At 56.9% G+C, this 15,083-nt stretch carries 13 protein-coding genes and 2 pseudogenes; 10 read left to right on the top strand and 5 right to left on the bottom strand.

The window, feature by feature from the left end:
* Positions 1-68: 68 nt before the first annotated feature.
* Complete coding sequence (locus FXV83_RS45500; protein WP_430648951.1) at positions 69-224, bottom strand: tyrosine-type recombinase/integrase; 156 nt, start codon at positions 222-224, stop codon at positions 69-71.
* Positions 225-343: 119 nt separating this feature from the next.
* Here FXV83_RS45500 and FXV83_RS44290 point away from each other — a divergent pair.
* The 8 genes and pseudogenes from FXV83_RS44290 to FXV83_RS26415 form a co-directional block, all read left to right on the top strand.
* Positions 344-427, top strand: a pseudogene (locus FXV83_RS44290) (hypothetical protein); the annotation flags it as partial.
* A 1,050-nt stretch (positions 428-1,477) separates the two neighbouring features.
* Positions 1,478-2,620 (top strand): TlpA disulfide reductase family protein, encoded by a 1,143-nt coding sequence (locus tag FXV83_RS26445; protein ID WP_148742522.1) that lies wholly within the window; start codon positions 1,478-1,480, stop codon positions 2,618-2,620.
* Between the two features lie 731 nt (positions 2,621-3,351).
* Positions 3,352-4,380, top strand: a complete 1,029-nt coding sequence (locus tag FXV83_RS26440; protein ID WP_148742521.1) for an aspartate-semialdehyde dehydrogenase — start codon at positions 3,352-3,354, stop codon at positions 4,378-4,380.
* 704 nt (positions 4,381-5,084) lie between these two features.
* Positions 5,085-5,344: pseudogene (locus FXV83_RS44285) on the top strand (hypothetical protein); the annotation flags it as partial.
* A 623-nt stretch (positions 5,345-5,967) separates the two neighbouring features.
* Complete coding sequence (locus FXV83_RS26425; protein ID WP_148742520.1) at positions 5,968-6,234, top strand: hypothetical protein; 267 nt, start codon at positions 5,968-5,970, stop codon at positions 6,232-6,234.
* A 181-nt stretch (positions 6,235-6,415) separates the two neighbouring features.
* A complete protein-coding gene (locus FXV83_RS43075) occupies positions 6,416-6,622 on the top strand; it encodes a hypothetical protein (RefSeq protein WP_187436171.1) in 207 nt (68 codons plus the stop codon).
* A gap of 263 nt (positions 6,623-6,885) precedes the next feature.
* Entirely contained in the window at positions 6,886-7,269 is a 384-nt protein-coding gene (locus FXV83_RS43555) for a hypothetical protein (protein WP_148742519.1), read from the top strand.
* A 290-nt stretch (positions 7,270-7,559) separates the two neighbouring features.
* The gene (locus FXV83_RS26415) at positions 7,560-7,787 is read left to right on the top strand and encodes an ABC transporter substrate binding protein (RefSeq protein WP_148742518.1); all 228 of its coding nucleotides are present in this window, start codon (positions 7,560-7,562) and stop codon (positions 7,785-7,787) included.
* 468 nt (positions 7,788-8,255) lie between these two features.
* On the opposite strand, the gene FXV83_RS26410 is transcribed toward FXV83_RS26415, so the two are convergent.
* On the bottom strand, positions 8,256-9,479 hold the full coding sequence (locus tag FXV83_RS26410; protein ID WP_148742517.1) for a tyrosine-type recombinase/integrase: 1,224 nt from the start codon (positions 9,477-9,479) through the stop codon (positions 8,256-8,258).
* Positions 9,480-9,968: 489 nt separating this feature from the next.
* Here FXV83_RS26410 and FXV83_RS26405 point away from each other — a divergent pair, with 489 nt between their 5' ends.
* Both FXV83_RS26405 and FXV83_RS26400 read left to right on the top strand, forming a co-directional pair.
* Positions 9,969-11,012, top strand: coding sequence for a retron St85 family effector protein (locus FXV83_RS26405; protein ID WP_148742516.1), 1,044 nt, complete (start codon positions 9,969-9,971; stop codon positions 11,010-11,012).
* Positions 11,009-12,022, top strand: coding sequence for a retron St85 family RNA-directed DNA polymerase (locus tag FXV83_RS26400; protein ID WP_148742515.1), 1,014 nt, complete (start codon positions 11,009-11,011; stop codon positions 12,020-12,022). The genes FXV83_RS26405 and FXV83_RS26400 overlap by 4 nt, the downstream gene beginning before the upstream one ends.
* Before the next feature lie 91 nt (positions 12,023-12,113).
* Here the strand turns inward: FXV83_RS26400 and FXV83_RS26395 are convergent, their stop codons facing one another.
* From FXV83_RS26395 to FXV83_RS26385, 3 genes are all read right to left on the bottom strand, one after another.
* Complete coding sequence (locus tag FXV83_RS26395; RefSeq protein ID WP_148742514.1) at positions 12,114-12,716, bottom strand: mobile mystery protein B; 603 nt, start codon at positions 12,714-12,716, stop codon at positions 12,114-12,116.
* Positions 12,713-13,180, bottom strand: a complete 468-nt coding sequence (locus tag FXV83_RS26390; protein ID WP_148742513.1) for a mobile mystery protein A — start codon at positions 13,178-13,180, stop codon at positions 12,713-12,715. The genes FXV83_RS26395 and FXV83_RS26390 overlap by 4 nt, the downstream gene beginning before the upstream one ends.
* 758 nt (positions 13,181-13,938) lie before the next feature.
* Positions 13,939-14,949, bottom strand: a complete 1,011-nt coding sequence (locus FXV83_RS26385; RefSeq protein ID WP_235940189.1) for an IS110 family RNA-guided transposase — start codon at positions 14,947-14,949, stop codon at positions 13,939-13,941.
* Positions 14,950-15,083: the final 134 nt, after the last annotated feature.

Genomic DNA, 15,083 nt, shown 5'->3' with positions numbered 1-15,083 from the left:
AACTCCTCGTTCAGTCAATCCCAAACGAGGAATCCACAAACAAACGTCCCGTTCCATGACTGCCAAGTTCACGGAATCGGTCGTCTAGTGGTCCGCAGCGACGCATGCCCGAGCCATCGCTGCACAAGATGAGGCGGTACTTTTGCCTGGAATGCCGTGACGCCGAAGCTGTGGCGCAGACCTTTCGGCGACGCGGCGAGGGTTGCGACTCCTGCATCTCGCATCACGTTCTTGATGAGCCGCGCACGACGATCCCTTACAAGCTGACACTGGAAGATCCAGCTCTACTGCCGCTCAGTCCGGCGAAGATCACCCGCTCTATTTCGACGAAGCTTACGCGAGGAAAACCCCGTATGGCGGGCTCGTTGCGCCGCCGTCGATCCACATCTTACTGATGTTCGCCTGCACCCGACCGACTACTGGATGAGAACGCCGAGGACCATCAATGCCGGCCAGTCCTGGAGTTACAACAAGGGCGCGGCCCGGCGATACCATCACTCTGCAGGCTCGCGCAGCCTGCACCACGCGTTCTCGAGAGATGTGGGGTGAATTTCAACCGGGCAGACCGCCTCCACGATGCCCGTTTACGGGTCGTGGACCCAATGTGCTGCGGGTTCGAATTCAACATTCTCAGCGTCCGGCCTCATTATAAGCCAGGCATTCCTGGTTACGTGTCATCGTTGAGCGTTTTTCACGAGCGCGGTTCACGTATCCTGTGAGTTTCTTCCCTGCGTCAGGTACCAAACACTCAAATCGGGCGCGGATTTGCCTCAGCGCTATTGCCAACACCAATGCGAAGGAAGAGCCGCAAGTTGTCCTGGCCACACCATCGTGCAGCGGATGTGCGGAGCTGGCCCCGAGGCGGTCAGTACCATCTCCAATCTCCGCCCTATCCTGTTGAGCCCTCCTGTTCCTTTAGTCTCCCCCGCGACTGGTCGAAACCGGAATGCGCGAAGACCAACACGGCGACGGGAGTAACTGCGCCAGGCCAGGTAGAGTTGGCTTCCTATGTTCAAGCAGGGCTCGCACCGGTTTTCGCGCCTGCGATTCCGACGGAGCAGCTCGCGCACGAGGTCATCGGCTTCCGCGGTCATCTGGACCGCGCCGAAGGCAGCTTTGTGCTCGGTTCGGAAAGCTGGTGCCGTGTCCGATGCTGACCGCTGTTGTCTCTTGCGACCCCACGTCCGGACGCTTGAAATTTGTCGGTCAGCGGGCACCATCCGGTTTCTCACGCGCCTCCCTACTGGCGCAGCGCGGCTCACGGATGCGCATTCGCATGACGATCTGCGGCACGAAGGACGCGATGCGTGCCCGAAATCCGACGCCGACGCAAACATGTCAGGTTACCTACAGGGGACCTTACTGGGCGTGTGGATGTTTTTCAAAGCTTTGTCATGTGCTTAGTGCGTGCGGACAGCCTGGCACGGTGATTGCTAACTAAGGTGAACCGACAAGGTCGGTAACTTTGGAGAGTATCATGGCGCTATGCATTAAGTCCCCGGCTCCTTCGCTCAAAGTCGAAAACTGGCTGCGTGGCGAGCCCCTCACGAACTTCCAGTCAGGGAAAGTGTACATCGTCGAATTTTGGGCAAGTTGGTGCGGCCCATGTGTGGAGGCGATGCCTCATCTGATAGAGCTGCAAGCAAAATACAAAGACGAAGGGGTTGAGGTCGTCGGAGTCGCAGCTAATGAAAAAGCACCAACGGCGGATGAGGCTCGCACCAAGTTGGACGCATGGTTGACTGAAAAGTTCTCAAATCTGAACTATCGAATCGGGTTCGACAGTACAGGCGAAATGAACAAGCTTTGGATGGATGCCAGCTCTTCTCTTACGATTCCGACATCGTTCGTCGTCGACCGCGACGGCCACATTGCCTTTATTGATAATGCGATCCAAATCGACGACGTCTTGCCGAAAATTATCAACGGCACTTGGCGCAGCAGCGATCAAGCTAAAGCCGCCGAAGCGAAACGGATTGCGGAAAACCAACGCGTGGCGCGCGAAGACTCAATCCGCCGGACAATTCGATCGGCGATAAAAGCAAAGGATTGGCCGGCAGCGCTCTCAGCGGTCGAAGAGAGCATTGCCACGATGCCGGACAATCTCGAGTTCCGCGAGATTCATGCGGATCTGTTGCTTCACAAAATGCGCGACACGGCGACCGGGTTCCAGGTCTTACGCCAACTGGTTCGAGATGCGATTGACAAACACTCAGAGGCTGTGTGGGGGCTGAATATCGTGATGAGGCAACTCTTCGATCCGGATCACGATAGGGCCTACCTTCCGCGTGCGGAGCGCTTTGCGATCGGCAGGGATGTGTCGGAACATATCCTCAATCCTGGGCAAGCCAACGGCCTCGACTTCTATTCTTATGGGGTGGTCGCTCAGTATTACTACGAGAGTGGTGACAAGCAACGCGCGATCGAGCTGATCGAGCGGGCAATGACATGGCTAGACGATCCGAAAGTGCCGGACGGTGCGAAAGAGCATTATATGCCGAAGTTGCTCCAAACCTTGGCCACCTACAGGGGCGAGAAGGTTTGTTGCAGCGGGTCTTGTTCGATTTCGCAGGAAAAGTCTCCTGGAGCTCCCAAAGTGCAGCCGCAGGAAGAGACATGAAGAAAGATGTTAATCGAAGATGCACGATCGGGGCTATGTAAGCGCCTTCGAAGCACTCGCGACCAGCGGAACGTCTAGGATCATTTAGGCGATTGCGACACGCAAGTCACAAGGAAAGCCTAGCCCACAACAAGCGATGCGACGCCCTGCGGCCCTTCTTTGCTGGGTGTCTCGTCACTAGTTGTATTCAGGGGATGCCGCTGCCCGTTTTACATGCGCGGTTTTGTAGCTCGAAATCATCAGTCGGCTACTCACATCGAGCACTACTCACGTGGTTATGTCCGCCTCGCCCGCACAAACGGCGCCTTCGAAGAACTCAAATGCACGGTCCGAGGAACCAGTATCGACGTTACATCTGACCGTCTTCGTCCGGTTGCGCCGCCGCAGACCTTGATCCAGTGCTCTGTTGGGCTACGATAGACCTGAACAGAAACTTGTTGTCCCTTAAAAAGGAGGTGGCCGAGTTCAGGCAATGCTGAAGGCGTACTTGAGAATGTCCGATCTCGAATGCTTCAAACCATTAATCCGTGGCTCTTCAATATCAATTGTTGGGGCAACTGTACTGCATAAGTCGCCGCCATGTTCGCGACCACCAAGCGCACGACCAAAACCACCACGGCCTTCTGGGCCCGGGGAGGCGTGCGCGCGTAGTCGTCGACTGAACGCGTCAGCTCTACCGAAGCCCCGCCCACGATGGTCCGGGGCTTTTTTGTTGTCTGGATCTTGATGCAATGGAGGAGAATGTGAGTAACGATCCCGTCGTCGCGATTGTCGGCGTCACCGGTGCGGTGGGCGCCGAATTCATCGCCACCATGGACAAGTGCGGCTTTCGCGTTAGCAAGCTCAAGGCCTTGGCGAGCGCCCGCTCGGCCGGCAAGACGATATCGTTCCGGGGCAAGGACGTCGTTATCGAGGAATTGACCGAGCGCGCTTTCGACGGCGTCGACATAGCCCTGTTCTCTGCCGGCAGCGGCATTTCGAAGCAGTACGCGCCAATCGCGGCCAAGGCCGGCGCCGTCGTGGTCGACAACTCCTCCGCCTTCCGCATGGATCCGAACGTGCCGCTGGTGATCCCTGAGATCAACGCGAAGCGCATCCGTGACCACAAGGGCATCATCGCCAACCCGAACTGCGCCGCGATCACCGCGCTGGTGCCGCTCTGGCCGATCCACCAGAACAACCGCATCAAGCGCTTGATCATCTCGACCTACCAGGCCGCCAGCGGCGCCGGCGCCGCGGCAATGGATGAGCTTGTCGAGTCCACCCGCGCCAATCTCAACGGGCAGGTCTATACGCCCAAGGTGATGCCGCACCCCTATGCCTTCAACCTCTTCAACCACAACACCGCGATCGATCCCGAGACCGGCTATAATGATGAGGAGACCAAGGTCATCAAGGAGACCCACAAGATCTTCGAGGATGACAAGATCGCGATCGGCGTCACCTGCGTGCGCGTGCCGGTGCTGCGCGCCCATTGCGAGGCCATCACCTTCGAATGCGAAAAGCCGATCAGCGAGGACCAGGTCCGCACCATCATGGCGCAGGCACCCGGCGTAAGGGTCGTCGACGACCGCGCGAACAACTACTTCCCGATGCCGATCGATGCCTCCGGTCAGGACAACGTCCTGGTCGGCCGGATCCGCAAGGATTTCAGCGATCCCTCAGGGCATTCGATCTCGATGTTCGTGGCGGCCGATCAGCTGCTCAAGGGCGCGGCTCTGAACGCGGTGCAGATCGCGGAGCTGTTGCTGGGCCTGTAATCAGGCGCACCCCGAGTCGACAGCTCTAAGCTTCGGTGAAAGCAAACGCCTCGGGTCAGCATCGTGAGCCTCAATCCTTAGAAGCGGGCCGCAAACGATAGGATGCGCACAGCGGCAACAGAAGAGTGCCTGTGCGTGTGAGAGGCCCGCCCGTCTAGGCAACCGTTTCCAAGATGCTCGCTCAAATGACATCATTCCTGCCAATCCGAATTGTGGCAAATGTCGCATGAGGTTCTGCTCAAATCCGTCGAAAACTGTCGCCAGAACGCAGAATTCGCCTACTGCACCTATCTCCCACACGAACCGCGCCGACAACCAAGTTACAAGGACAGAACTGTCAGCTTGAGCGCCACTCCCCTGCGTAGCAAGCACGTGCTAGAGACACGATCAAGAAGGGAACGGCTTGCAGGGCACTGCTGGCGCCCGCGTGATGCGACCGGGCTGTCTGGATTCCTGCTCGGCAATCCGATTGAATTCAAGGGTGGCATCGGTCATATTGTGATATCTTTGAGCTGGGGATCACATTTTCTGGGGTGCCGATACCACCGGCTTTTCGGAGATCTGCCAGACCGTTTGTCCGAACGATACCGGCACGCGCGCACATATCGCGTCGAAAACTGATGGAGGCCGCCAGCAGAGGCGAGAGGACGCGCGAACGCCTCAAGGCTGTTGGCTTCGAAGCGCTTCGCCAAACGCCACATTATGTGGCGGTCGGCGTCACGCAGGTTAACTTCCAGGTCATCGTTTTGAGGGTTTTGGTGAGCTACCCTGACGGTTTCGCGCGCCCATGGCAGAGCTGAAGCGGCGCGATAAGGCGGTTTTGGCGACGAGCGGTCGCGATGAGGCCGACCGCACCAAGAGAGTGGCCACTCGTGTGCCGAACCTCGACATCTTTTCTCAGCGCCTTGTTGAGCGCGTAAACGAAGGATGGCCCATCACGAAGAAAGGACGCGCGCTACTCGAAAGCGCTACGCTTTGCCGCCTGACGAGACAAGTTCCTACACGCGCTTGCCGGAACGACCGCTCATGCGGAGATCTGTTCCTCTTCCGATCCAGGCAATGCCTCCTAAGTCGTGCTCGCGCAGCGGATTTAAGCCCCGCGGCGGGCAAGTTTGCAACCACCTGAGTACGATGCCCGGGAAGACGCAGCATTTAACGAGCCAATTATTGCGAAGGTCGCAAGAGCAGTGGCCCGTTGCACGATGCTCGGGGAGGCTAGTGATCCGGGGCACAACCAAGCGAAGCGCTGCTGTGAGGCTCCTTGCGAGTGTCACGACAGCACTGCTTGTTAACAACATTGGAGCGAGTGCAGCCGAATGTTTACGCGAAGATGCGTTCGGTACGGCCCGCGTTCTCAGTGTCAATGCCAAGACTAATCCACGGGTCAGACTAATAGCTTTTCTCTGAGTCTGCCGCTTTCCAAGCACTGGAGTGCGTGCGCGTAGCGTTCTTTTTGTGCTCGGCAAGTCGCGGTTGAAGTCCCCAAGCTCGTGCGTCGCGCCGCCGCGGACGGCCGCACATCGCCGCATCACAGCTAGTCCCATCTAATGTTGTCCAAGATCTCTTCGATCAGGCGAAGGAGGCGGCATGATGACTGGCGTGACATTTGGTCCGGCCACTCTGCTCGAGGAAGACAAACCTGTGCGGACATCGAAAGCCGAGCGAACAAACCAGCCTAAAATCTATTGCGCTGACCTCGATCGTATCGTGCAGATCGCCATCGTGCCACAAGGCCCCAATCAGCGAACCGCGGCGTCCGCGGAACACGAAGACATCTCCGACGAACGGATCGCCACCAAGGCTTCCTGCACCAACAATGACAAGCCCTGCATGCCCTTGCGCATGTCGGTCTAGCCGGCAGCAATCAGATGCGTGCGTTCGAAGATATCGGAATGATCGACTTTCCAGAAGCTGCAGCACCCGCGCCAGGAGCGAACGCATGTGCCAGAGATCCTTGCCCGGGAAGGCGCGGCAGTTCTTACCGAACGGCTAGCTCGCGAACAGCGCCTGCATCTTCGTACCAATTGCGGAGGCGATGAAAATTGACCGCCAATACAGAATCTTACTGATGGCAATTCCAAATGCGCTGGAGCAGGAGCGCGGGCGTCTGGTAGGCGCAATGGCTGACTCTAGCGCGCATGTTCACGGCAAGAAGTTCGCCAAGATCGAATTCGAGCGACTCCTCATCAACTCAGGTGTCACCTCCGAGGAGAAAGACGATATTTTCATGTCGTCTGCCTAGATGGACACGATCGAAATCACACGCCAGACAACCGAACGGCTGCATCTTGCGGCCGCGCAAAACCGAAGAGATAACGTGGGCCGTTGGCATGACGACCGAATCGTCACCTTGTCACAGGTCGGCGATCGCATCTTTCCGATCCACACAAAGGATCTACCGCGGATCAGGCCCCGCGGTTGTCACCGCTGCTGCACTTCTTGCAGGGTGATGCGCTCACGCATCACATGCACAGGTAGAAATTAACTTTGAGTTGTGCTTACCTTGTGACATTCTTTCAGTTGCTTGAAGCAAATCTTTTCATGGGAGAAAACATGAGCAGGCACTCTGGCTTCCATTATTGCGTATTTGCCGCTCTTACGGCGCTTTGCTTGCAAACTTCCACAGCGAGAGCGGTGCCGAAATCCAGTGCCGGCACCGTCATTCTCGGTGTAACCGCCTATCAGGATTCAGAGGACAAGACTCAGTTCTGGTACCTTCCGATTGCGATGGACGTCCTGCTCGGCGAACGTCTTAAGACCTTTAGGGCCACGCACTTCGGTATTGGCCGATCTTACTTTGTCCAAGCGGCCTCGGGAGAAGTCACCAGTCGCGCAGGCGCGATCCTGTCGGGTACTCCGGATCGACATGAGCTCGGATCAGAGGAATAGGTTGATCGCGCAAATCACCAATGATTTCCAGATTGCAAATCCGAAGTTGTTGCCGGTCAAACTTACTGACGTTCAAGTGGCTTCCTGCAGCACACAGATCGCCCAACCGCGCAGCGTCCGAATCGCCGGCCTCCGTTCCTTAAACATCAGCATCGAATTCGCTCCTGCCGGGACGAATCCTTACGCCCCTTGCTCGTTCCGCGCGGTTAGCACGGGTCAGGGATTCGAAATTGCCCGGGCAGCAGCTTGTCCATCTGTTCCGTTGGCCTAGTGCACAAGGTTACCCGAAGATGGCGGTGACCAACCAAGCGTTTTTCGATGGGCTGTCGGATGCGGGCTACAAGGACGGTGGCACGATGGCCGTCGTCTTCCGGACAGCCGAAGGCAACATGGGTCGCATGCCCCAACTGATCGCGCAGGTTTTGGCGGAAAAGGTCGATTACCTAGTCGTGTCCAGCTCTCCCGGATGTGCGGCGGCGCAGAAAGCGACGTCGACTTTGCCGGCTGGCGTCGTTTAGAAAGCACCGTGCTCGGCATTCAAAATCGTTGGAAACAGTCGTCTTCCCAGATCGATCAATCAATTCGCTCAGCGTTCGCGCCGATGATGGCCGCTTGATATGATCGACCTCCCCTCGCCGATATTTCGTCCAACACATTCCTGTACGAAAACTGACTAGCGATATGATCCCGCAATTCGGGATGGTCGCGGAGGACTGCGCTATTGAACGATCGCTAGTGGCGCAAAGCGGCCCGTCACGCCATGTCTGCTCCTGGCGGCAATGATCGGCCCGAGTTCCAGCCCGATGATGAGGAAGGCCAGCACATTTAAAACCAGCACGGCCGTGTCCCAAACTGCGTAGGAGGAATGCGGAGCCGAGCTGGGACGTAAGCCCAACGCCTGCGCTGAGGCCGCAGGCGACACCTCAAGGGCGGTGCCGCACGATCCGGACGGTCAGGCAGCTGCCTCAAAGAAGGGCCGGAGCCGGCTACCACGCTGCAACCTTTCCCCGCGTTTGCGCTGGCAGGGCTGCAACGTGCTGTGCCCAGCGCTGAAGTGCCTCGCGCATCTCGGTTGCATACCGAGCGCGGTTATATACCCCGGCAACGCCAGCCCGATGGCCGCTGACGTGGTTTAGGATAGCCTCCACGATGTGTGGCAACACGCCAAGCCGATCGGCCATCAGCGTGGACGCCGATCTCCGAAGATCGTGAACTGTCCAGTGGGGCAGGGGTTCGCCCAGGGCTTCCGCGATCCGTGCATCAATTGCCGTCTTTGACTTGGACCAGCCCGAGAAACCACGATGCGGGTCACCGCTACGTCGGGGCCCGTCACCAAAAAGGAAGTCTCGGCCGTTTCGGCGGTGCGGTAGTACGGCTAAGGCGGCGGGAACCAATGGTAGAGAATGCTCGCGACGGTTCTTGGTTCGGGCGCTTGGCAGCGTCCAGAACCCCGAAAAGGTGTCAAGTTCGGCCCATTGCATGCTGCCCACTTCGTCACGGCGTTGTGCTGTGAGCAGCAACAAACGCACAATGCGTCCGTAATCGTCATCGCCACAGGCGTGCCAGATGGCTGATAGCTCCGTCTCCGTGAGGACCCGTTCGCGGCTTCCCGGCTGCGCGGGTCGGTTAGTGCCGAGAACCGGGTTCGCAGCGATCTCAAGGCCCTCGCGTATTGCCCAGTTGAACATTGAGGACAGGGCTGTACGAGCGCGGGCTGCTGAGACCGCTCCATGAACTGATGCGAAATCAGCGATACGAGCCGAGATATGGCGGCGAGTGATCTGGAAGACCGAGACCGGATGCAGGGGGTTCCAACTGACCAACAAGTAACGTTCTATCTCCGAATAGGTCCGGGGCTTCAGCCTTTGTTTGGCGTTCGCGAGATATTGATCCGCGATTGCTCGGAGGGTGTCGGCCGCCTGCAGGCGCGCCTTGGCTTTCTCGTCCGCCGGGTCTTTGCCATTCGCAACCAAGCCCAAAAGCCGCTTGGCCTCCTTGCGTGCAAGCTCTGGTGTCCAAGGGGCGCCGTGAGGACCGATGGTCACGAAGCGCTGCCGACCGAACACTCGGTACTTGAGAACGTAGGTCGCTTGATCGCGTTGACGCCGAACGCCAAAGCCCCGCACCGCTTCGCGGTGGTCTGCGTCCCAAATAGTCTCGCCCGGCTTCAGTGCTCGCACTGCGCGGATCGTTATATTTGAGACAGCCATCGATCACCTCTGTAGCTACCACATAGCTACCACCATAGCGCCAATTGCAGCGCAGGTAAGGCGGGAGGCGGCGGGCTTGTTCGTTGATAATACTGTGATTTTCGTACGAAAGGCGGGATTGGCGTACTACCGGCGAAGTCGTCGCGGTGTCTGTGGAACAGGAGGTCGGTGGTTCGAGCCCACCCAACTGTACCAGCGATTCGTGACTTGCTCCTGAGCCGATCTACTCGCAACCGCTTGATAGCTAATCAGGCAGCAATCGCGTTCAGAACGACGCGGGCGAGGCTTCACGTATCAAAAATGGCCGAGCGACGATCGGTCGTTGTCGGACATTTGGCTTGCCGACGATCGATACTTTCGTTGGAAGATGCCCACTGAATTGACCAGTTCCCGCGACTCATATTATCGTTACAACGCTTACGCGAATGAGCACATGCTTTCGTGCTTGGTCGGGCGTTTCGCCAGACCTCATCTTATTGTCGAGTTTTGTTGCCCCGGAAGATAGCAACTCGCTATCGCCCTTCGGGACGCTCCGCTCGATATCAAGTCACTATCTTCCGCGGCTTCAAAGGTAAGCTTTTGGTGTTGCCGTTCTCTCAAGACCTGGACGCGGACAAGATCCACGTCCAGGCCCCCACTGACGTCATTTTTCTCGGTGGTGGGCCGATATCCGACCTCTCCGATGTGGTCCCCTTATCGCTAAGGGACGCATTCCTTAAAATCCTTGAAAATCCGGCGCTCAAAGGGCGCGATCTAATACAAGCTGAAGAAATCACGCCGCAAATCTCGTTCTTCAACAAATATGAGAATATTCTCGATTTCGAAACTGATCTTGCACAAATTGTCGAGCTGATCATCCTCTTTTGCGAGAGCGAAGGAAGCCTGGCTGAGCTGGGTGCATTTGCGATGATCAATGAGATCGCATCGCGATTATTTTTGGTCGTGCGAGAAAAACACTGGAACGAGCTTTCATTCATCAAGCTTGGCCCGCTTCGTATGATCGAAAAAAGGTACGGTAGAGATAGCATCTTTGTTGTCGATGATGCGTCTGTTGGAATGAGAGGCAACTCCGCAAGCGACGTCAGCATGGAGGCGCTAAAAGGCCTATTAGTACCCCCCTTAACGGACAGATTAGCGCGGCCGCGCGAGCCAACCACATTCGATGCTCGTCGGTCCGGCCACGTGATCAAGTTGATCGTTGGGCTCGTCCAAGAATATGGAGCGCTGAAAGCAGATGAAATACTTTCCCTCCTAAAAATTCTCAACGTCTGTGACGTGAGCCAGCAGGACATCTATCGCTATCTTCTTTGCGCTGAGGCAGTCGGATGGCTGAAAGAGGTCTCGAAAGGATCGAGTGATTATTTTGTGGCGAGAGCTACAAATATTGATGCGGCAACGATCCATGTCAAAGTCACCGCCGAAGAAAGAAACAAGCGACGTCGTAGACTCCTAATCCGCGAGCATTGGAAAGTGCATGATGCTCAGCGATTTAAGGCAATATCGGAATATTTTAGTCAGGGAGCTGGTTTGTGAGCAAGCTTCTCCCATTGTTGGTCGCCGGAACGGGACTAAGTGAGCCAGACATCATTCGGATCGTCTCTAATGCTCCGCTGCGCTACAAGAGCTATAGAATACCTAAACGGCGCGGCGGAAACCGGACTATCTCGCAGCCGGCTCGCGAACTAAAAGTTCTTCAAAGAATCCTGACGGAGGAATTTTTATCGAAGTTACCTGTTCATCAGTCAGCGACAGCTTACCGGGCCGGAACCTCAATCAAGCACAATGCGCTCGCTCATGCTCTGAATGGGCCAATTTTGAAGTTTGATTTTGCGAATTTCTTTCCTTCGATCGGCGCTCGCGACTGGACCGTCTATTGCGAGCGCGAGGGATTGATGTTGGAGGCCCGCGATATCTGGATTAGCTCGAACATCTTCTTTCATAGATGGTCGAGACAAGGTCGTCTTAGTCTTGCTATCGGCGCCCCCTCATCGCCATGTCTATCCAACGTTCTCATGAATGAGTTCGACGAAAAGATCGCGAATGCAGTAGCATCGGATCAGGTGACCTATACTCGCTACGCTGACGACTTAGCGTTCTCAGCGAAACGAACAGGTTATTTGAACCAGGTCGAAAAGATTCTTCGGCGGACCATCAAGGAAATCAAATTCCCCAATCTAACACTCAATGAGTCGAAAACGATCCTCGCGACGAAGAAGTATAAGCGCTTTGTCACGGGCCTAACCTTAACGAATGACGGAAAGGTTTCCCTCGGTCGGGAACGGAAGCGAAAGATAAGGGCGGCCCTAAAGCACTATGCGGATGACAGATTAAATATCCACGAGCAGGCGAAGCTAGCCGGCCTTATTTCGTTTGCTCATGACGTCGAACGAGATTTCGTCCTCCGAATGGAAAGGACATATGGAAGTGAACTGCTGCAAGCCTTAAAGCTCGTGAGATTGCCCAGTACGCGTGGCGGTGGTGGAGGCGGAGTTGAATTTGATTCCGATGTCTCCGACGCAAGTGATCCAGATGACGATTTCTAAGGAGAACGTTATTCAGCTTTGTATCGAGGACTAAGATTGCTCATATTCCGTGACCGATTTCGGTCGAGGCTGGTCATGATCACATCGCGCTTTAGAGATCACCGCTCGGACCAACGAACTTTATCAAAGGACCAATGTCATCCTGGTCCGCAGCCTTGAGAGCCGCGATGTAAGCGGTGCGCCGCTCATTCATCTTTTGAAGATCGTGTCCGCCTGCCCAATCGATTGGCTTTGCCTTGTAGACGCGGTCCAAGACAGCATCCGCCATGATACGGGCGTGCCTGCCGTTACCATTGGGAAACGGGTGAATCTTCACGAGGCGATGGTGCAATCGAATTGCGGCTTCAGAAGGCGAGTAGGTTTTGTTGTCAGCCCAGAGCCTGGCGTCACCCATGAGGGTTCGAAGCTCTACGGGGATATGGATGGGATCGATACCGATGTTCTTTCCAGTCTTTCGGAACGTGCCCGCCCAGTCCCAGACGTCGCCGAACAAGCGCTTGTGCAAGGTGATGGCGAAGTCGTCGGTCAGAACGTGAGCCCGCTGGCGACCAAGCCAACGCAAGCCGGACTCGATGTTGGCCTGTTCCAATTGATCGAGTTCGCCTTGCGTTGTGATGTGTTTATGCTTCAGCCCGCCAAGCTCGTTCGGGTCGAGCGGTGTCGCTCCCTCGGGATATTCGATATCCCCGATCATTGATCGCTCCAGAAATTCGGAGGCATTTCCTGCGCGATCTCACGGGTGAGACGTTCGACTTCCCCGGCAATCTTGTCGTCCGGCAGCTTCTGGTCTTCGAGGGCCATGTGCTGGCTGGCTGTGCCGACGATTGCCGTGGCCTTTTTTCGCGCTTGGGCAGCAATGATATCCTCGACATGTCCTGAGGCCGGAACGATCGCGTAGACAAAGCGGCACCCCATCGCCTCTGCTGTCGCTTGCATTGATTTCAAGGTGATGCCGCCCGTCAGTTCGGCATGTTCTGCCTTGGTGACGCGTCCGCGGGTGACGCCCATTTTCTTTGCGACGTCGTCCCCCGACATGCCGAGCGCGCTGCGGACCGTGCGCAGCCAACCTTCCGGCGGCGCTTTCAGACCGGCAACGTTTGCGGCAGCACTGTCGACGATGTTGCGGTATTGCTGCTGAACGATGGTTTTGACGCTCATTTGTCAACTCATTCGTCTACGGAGGTCCAATTTTGGATACTTATATGTATCCGACTACGCATAAACCGTATACTTATATGTATCCAATTCGATGAATTTGGATACATATAAGTATTCAAATGAGTGGCGGCCTCAGAAACCCGCCGGAAGAGGCCGTTTTCGGGTGTTGCGGCATGAGGTCGCCGGGCTGGTGCAGCAGCAGATCGATTTCGCGCTGCTTACGGTCTGGGACAGGTTTGTCCGGATGTCGGGTCGCCGTGGGCTTTTGACCTCTGCGGCAGGTTCAACAGCTTTGCTCGCAGCAACGCGGCCGCCGGCAGAGCCGACCGCATTACGGTGACACCCATTAGCCGGCCGGTCGTCAAGATGCCGAGCGCATTTTTTTTGGCAGCGCGAGCTGCCAAAATCTTTCGTTGATCGCTTCCAGCTACTGTGTTCGAACCGCGCCCGTTTCTTCGGTTGATGGCTGCGTCCGCATCACGGATCGCGCCAGACACCCATCAGGATCAAGCTTCGGCCTGAGTGAGGCCTGCGCCCTGGCGGCATGGCCGCCCCAGAAGAACGTTGGTGCCGCCTCGCATCCAAAAGAATTTCACAGAACCGTGGTTGCCGGCAGGCCGGCGCCAATCTCCGGATGGCTTACGCTGCGGGCGATCCGCTGTCACCGCGGCTGGTGACGGCGATCCGGCGTCCAATTCAGTGCAGCTGGTTGCAGCCCCAGTCACCGTACGTGGCTCGCCGGATCGCCGTCGTCCTTTTCAGGCAAAGCAGCGCGTTACGTCGAACGGCTTGCCCTCCTTCAGGATGTGGTAACAGGCGCGCGCCAACTTGTGTGCCAACGCCTTGGTAGCGACGATGTTGTTGGTCTTGGCTTTCTTGCGTTCATGGAAGCGCTTGGCCTCGGGGCAAAAGCGCCTGGCGAAGTTCGCCGCCTCGACGAAGGCCCAGGCGAGATACTTGTTGCCGTTTTTGACGTTGCCTTCGCCTTTCTTCTTGCGATTGCTGGTGAGCACGCTGTCGACGCAGCGCGCGTAGGACGCAAAGTTGCCGACGTCGGCAAACCGATCGATCGGACCGGTCTCCAGAACAATGACGGTCGCGAGCGTCTGGCCGATACCCGGCACGCTGGTCAACAAGCCGTATTGTGGTCGGGGCTCGACGCGTTCTTGCAGGCGCTTCTCCAGAACCTCGATCTGTGATTGCACTGTCGCGATAACGGCAACGTTGGCCTTGATTGCCAAGCCTACATCTGCCGCCAGTGGCAGGCTGTCGATTGCATCGTCGGTCAGCCGCTTGATCTGATTGCTGGTGATCCGCCCACCGAGCTGTCTGGCCATGATATTTTCAACCGCCAGGACATGTGTCGTGCATGACTGCACCAGCTGCATGCGCTTGCGCGCCAGATCGCGCGCCGCCCGTTGCTCCCGCGGCAGGATCGTTCCCGTCGGCAGGATGCCCAGCCGCAGCAGATGCGCCAAGTGCTGCGCATCGGCCTCGTCGCCGCTGTGCTTCAGTCCTTCGTACTGCTTGATCGCCGCCGTGTTGGCGAGATGCACATGGTGGCCAGCATCCTGCAATCCGTCGACCAACCAATACCAGTTGTAGGTCGACTCGACCACCACGCCGGCCAATTCGTCTTGCCACCGAGCCAGAAAGCCGGTGATCTTCGCGATGTCGTTGGGTAGCCGCTTCTGCGCCACAACCCGATCGCTATCGTCGATCACAGCGACAACGCTGTTGTTGGAATGCAGATCAATTCCGCTGTACATCATCTTCGCCTCCTCGTGCTAAAGTGATTCGATGACCTCGAATTCACTTTAGCTCCACCGCCTTCTCGGTTGCGAAGGCCGGCTAGATGATCTTCAGTGCACGAAACTCCACGTGAGCCATCGCGTAGTCATTC

The organism is Bradyrhizobium hipponense (assembly GCF_008123965.1).
GTDB classification, from domain to species: Bacteria; Pseudomonadota; Alphaproteobacteria; order Rhizobiales; family Xanthobacteraceae; genus Bradyrhizobium; species Bradyrhizobium hipponense.
This window is presented reverse-complemented; position numbering and strand designations above follow the sequence as displayed.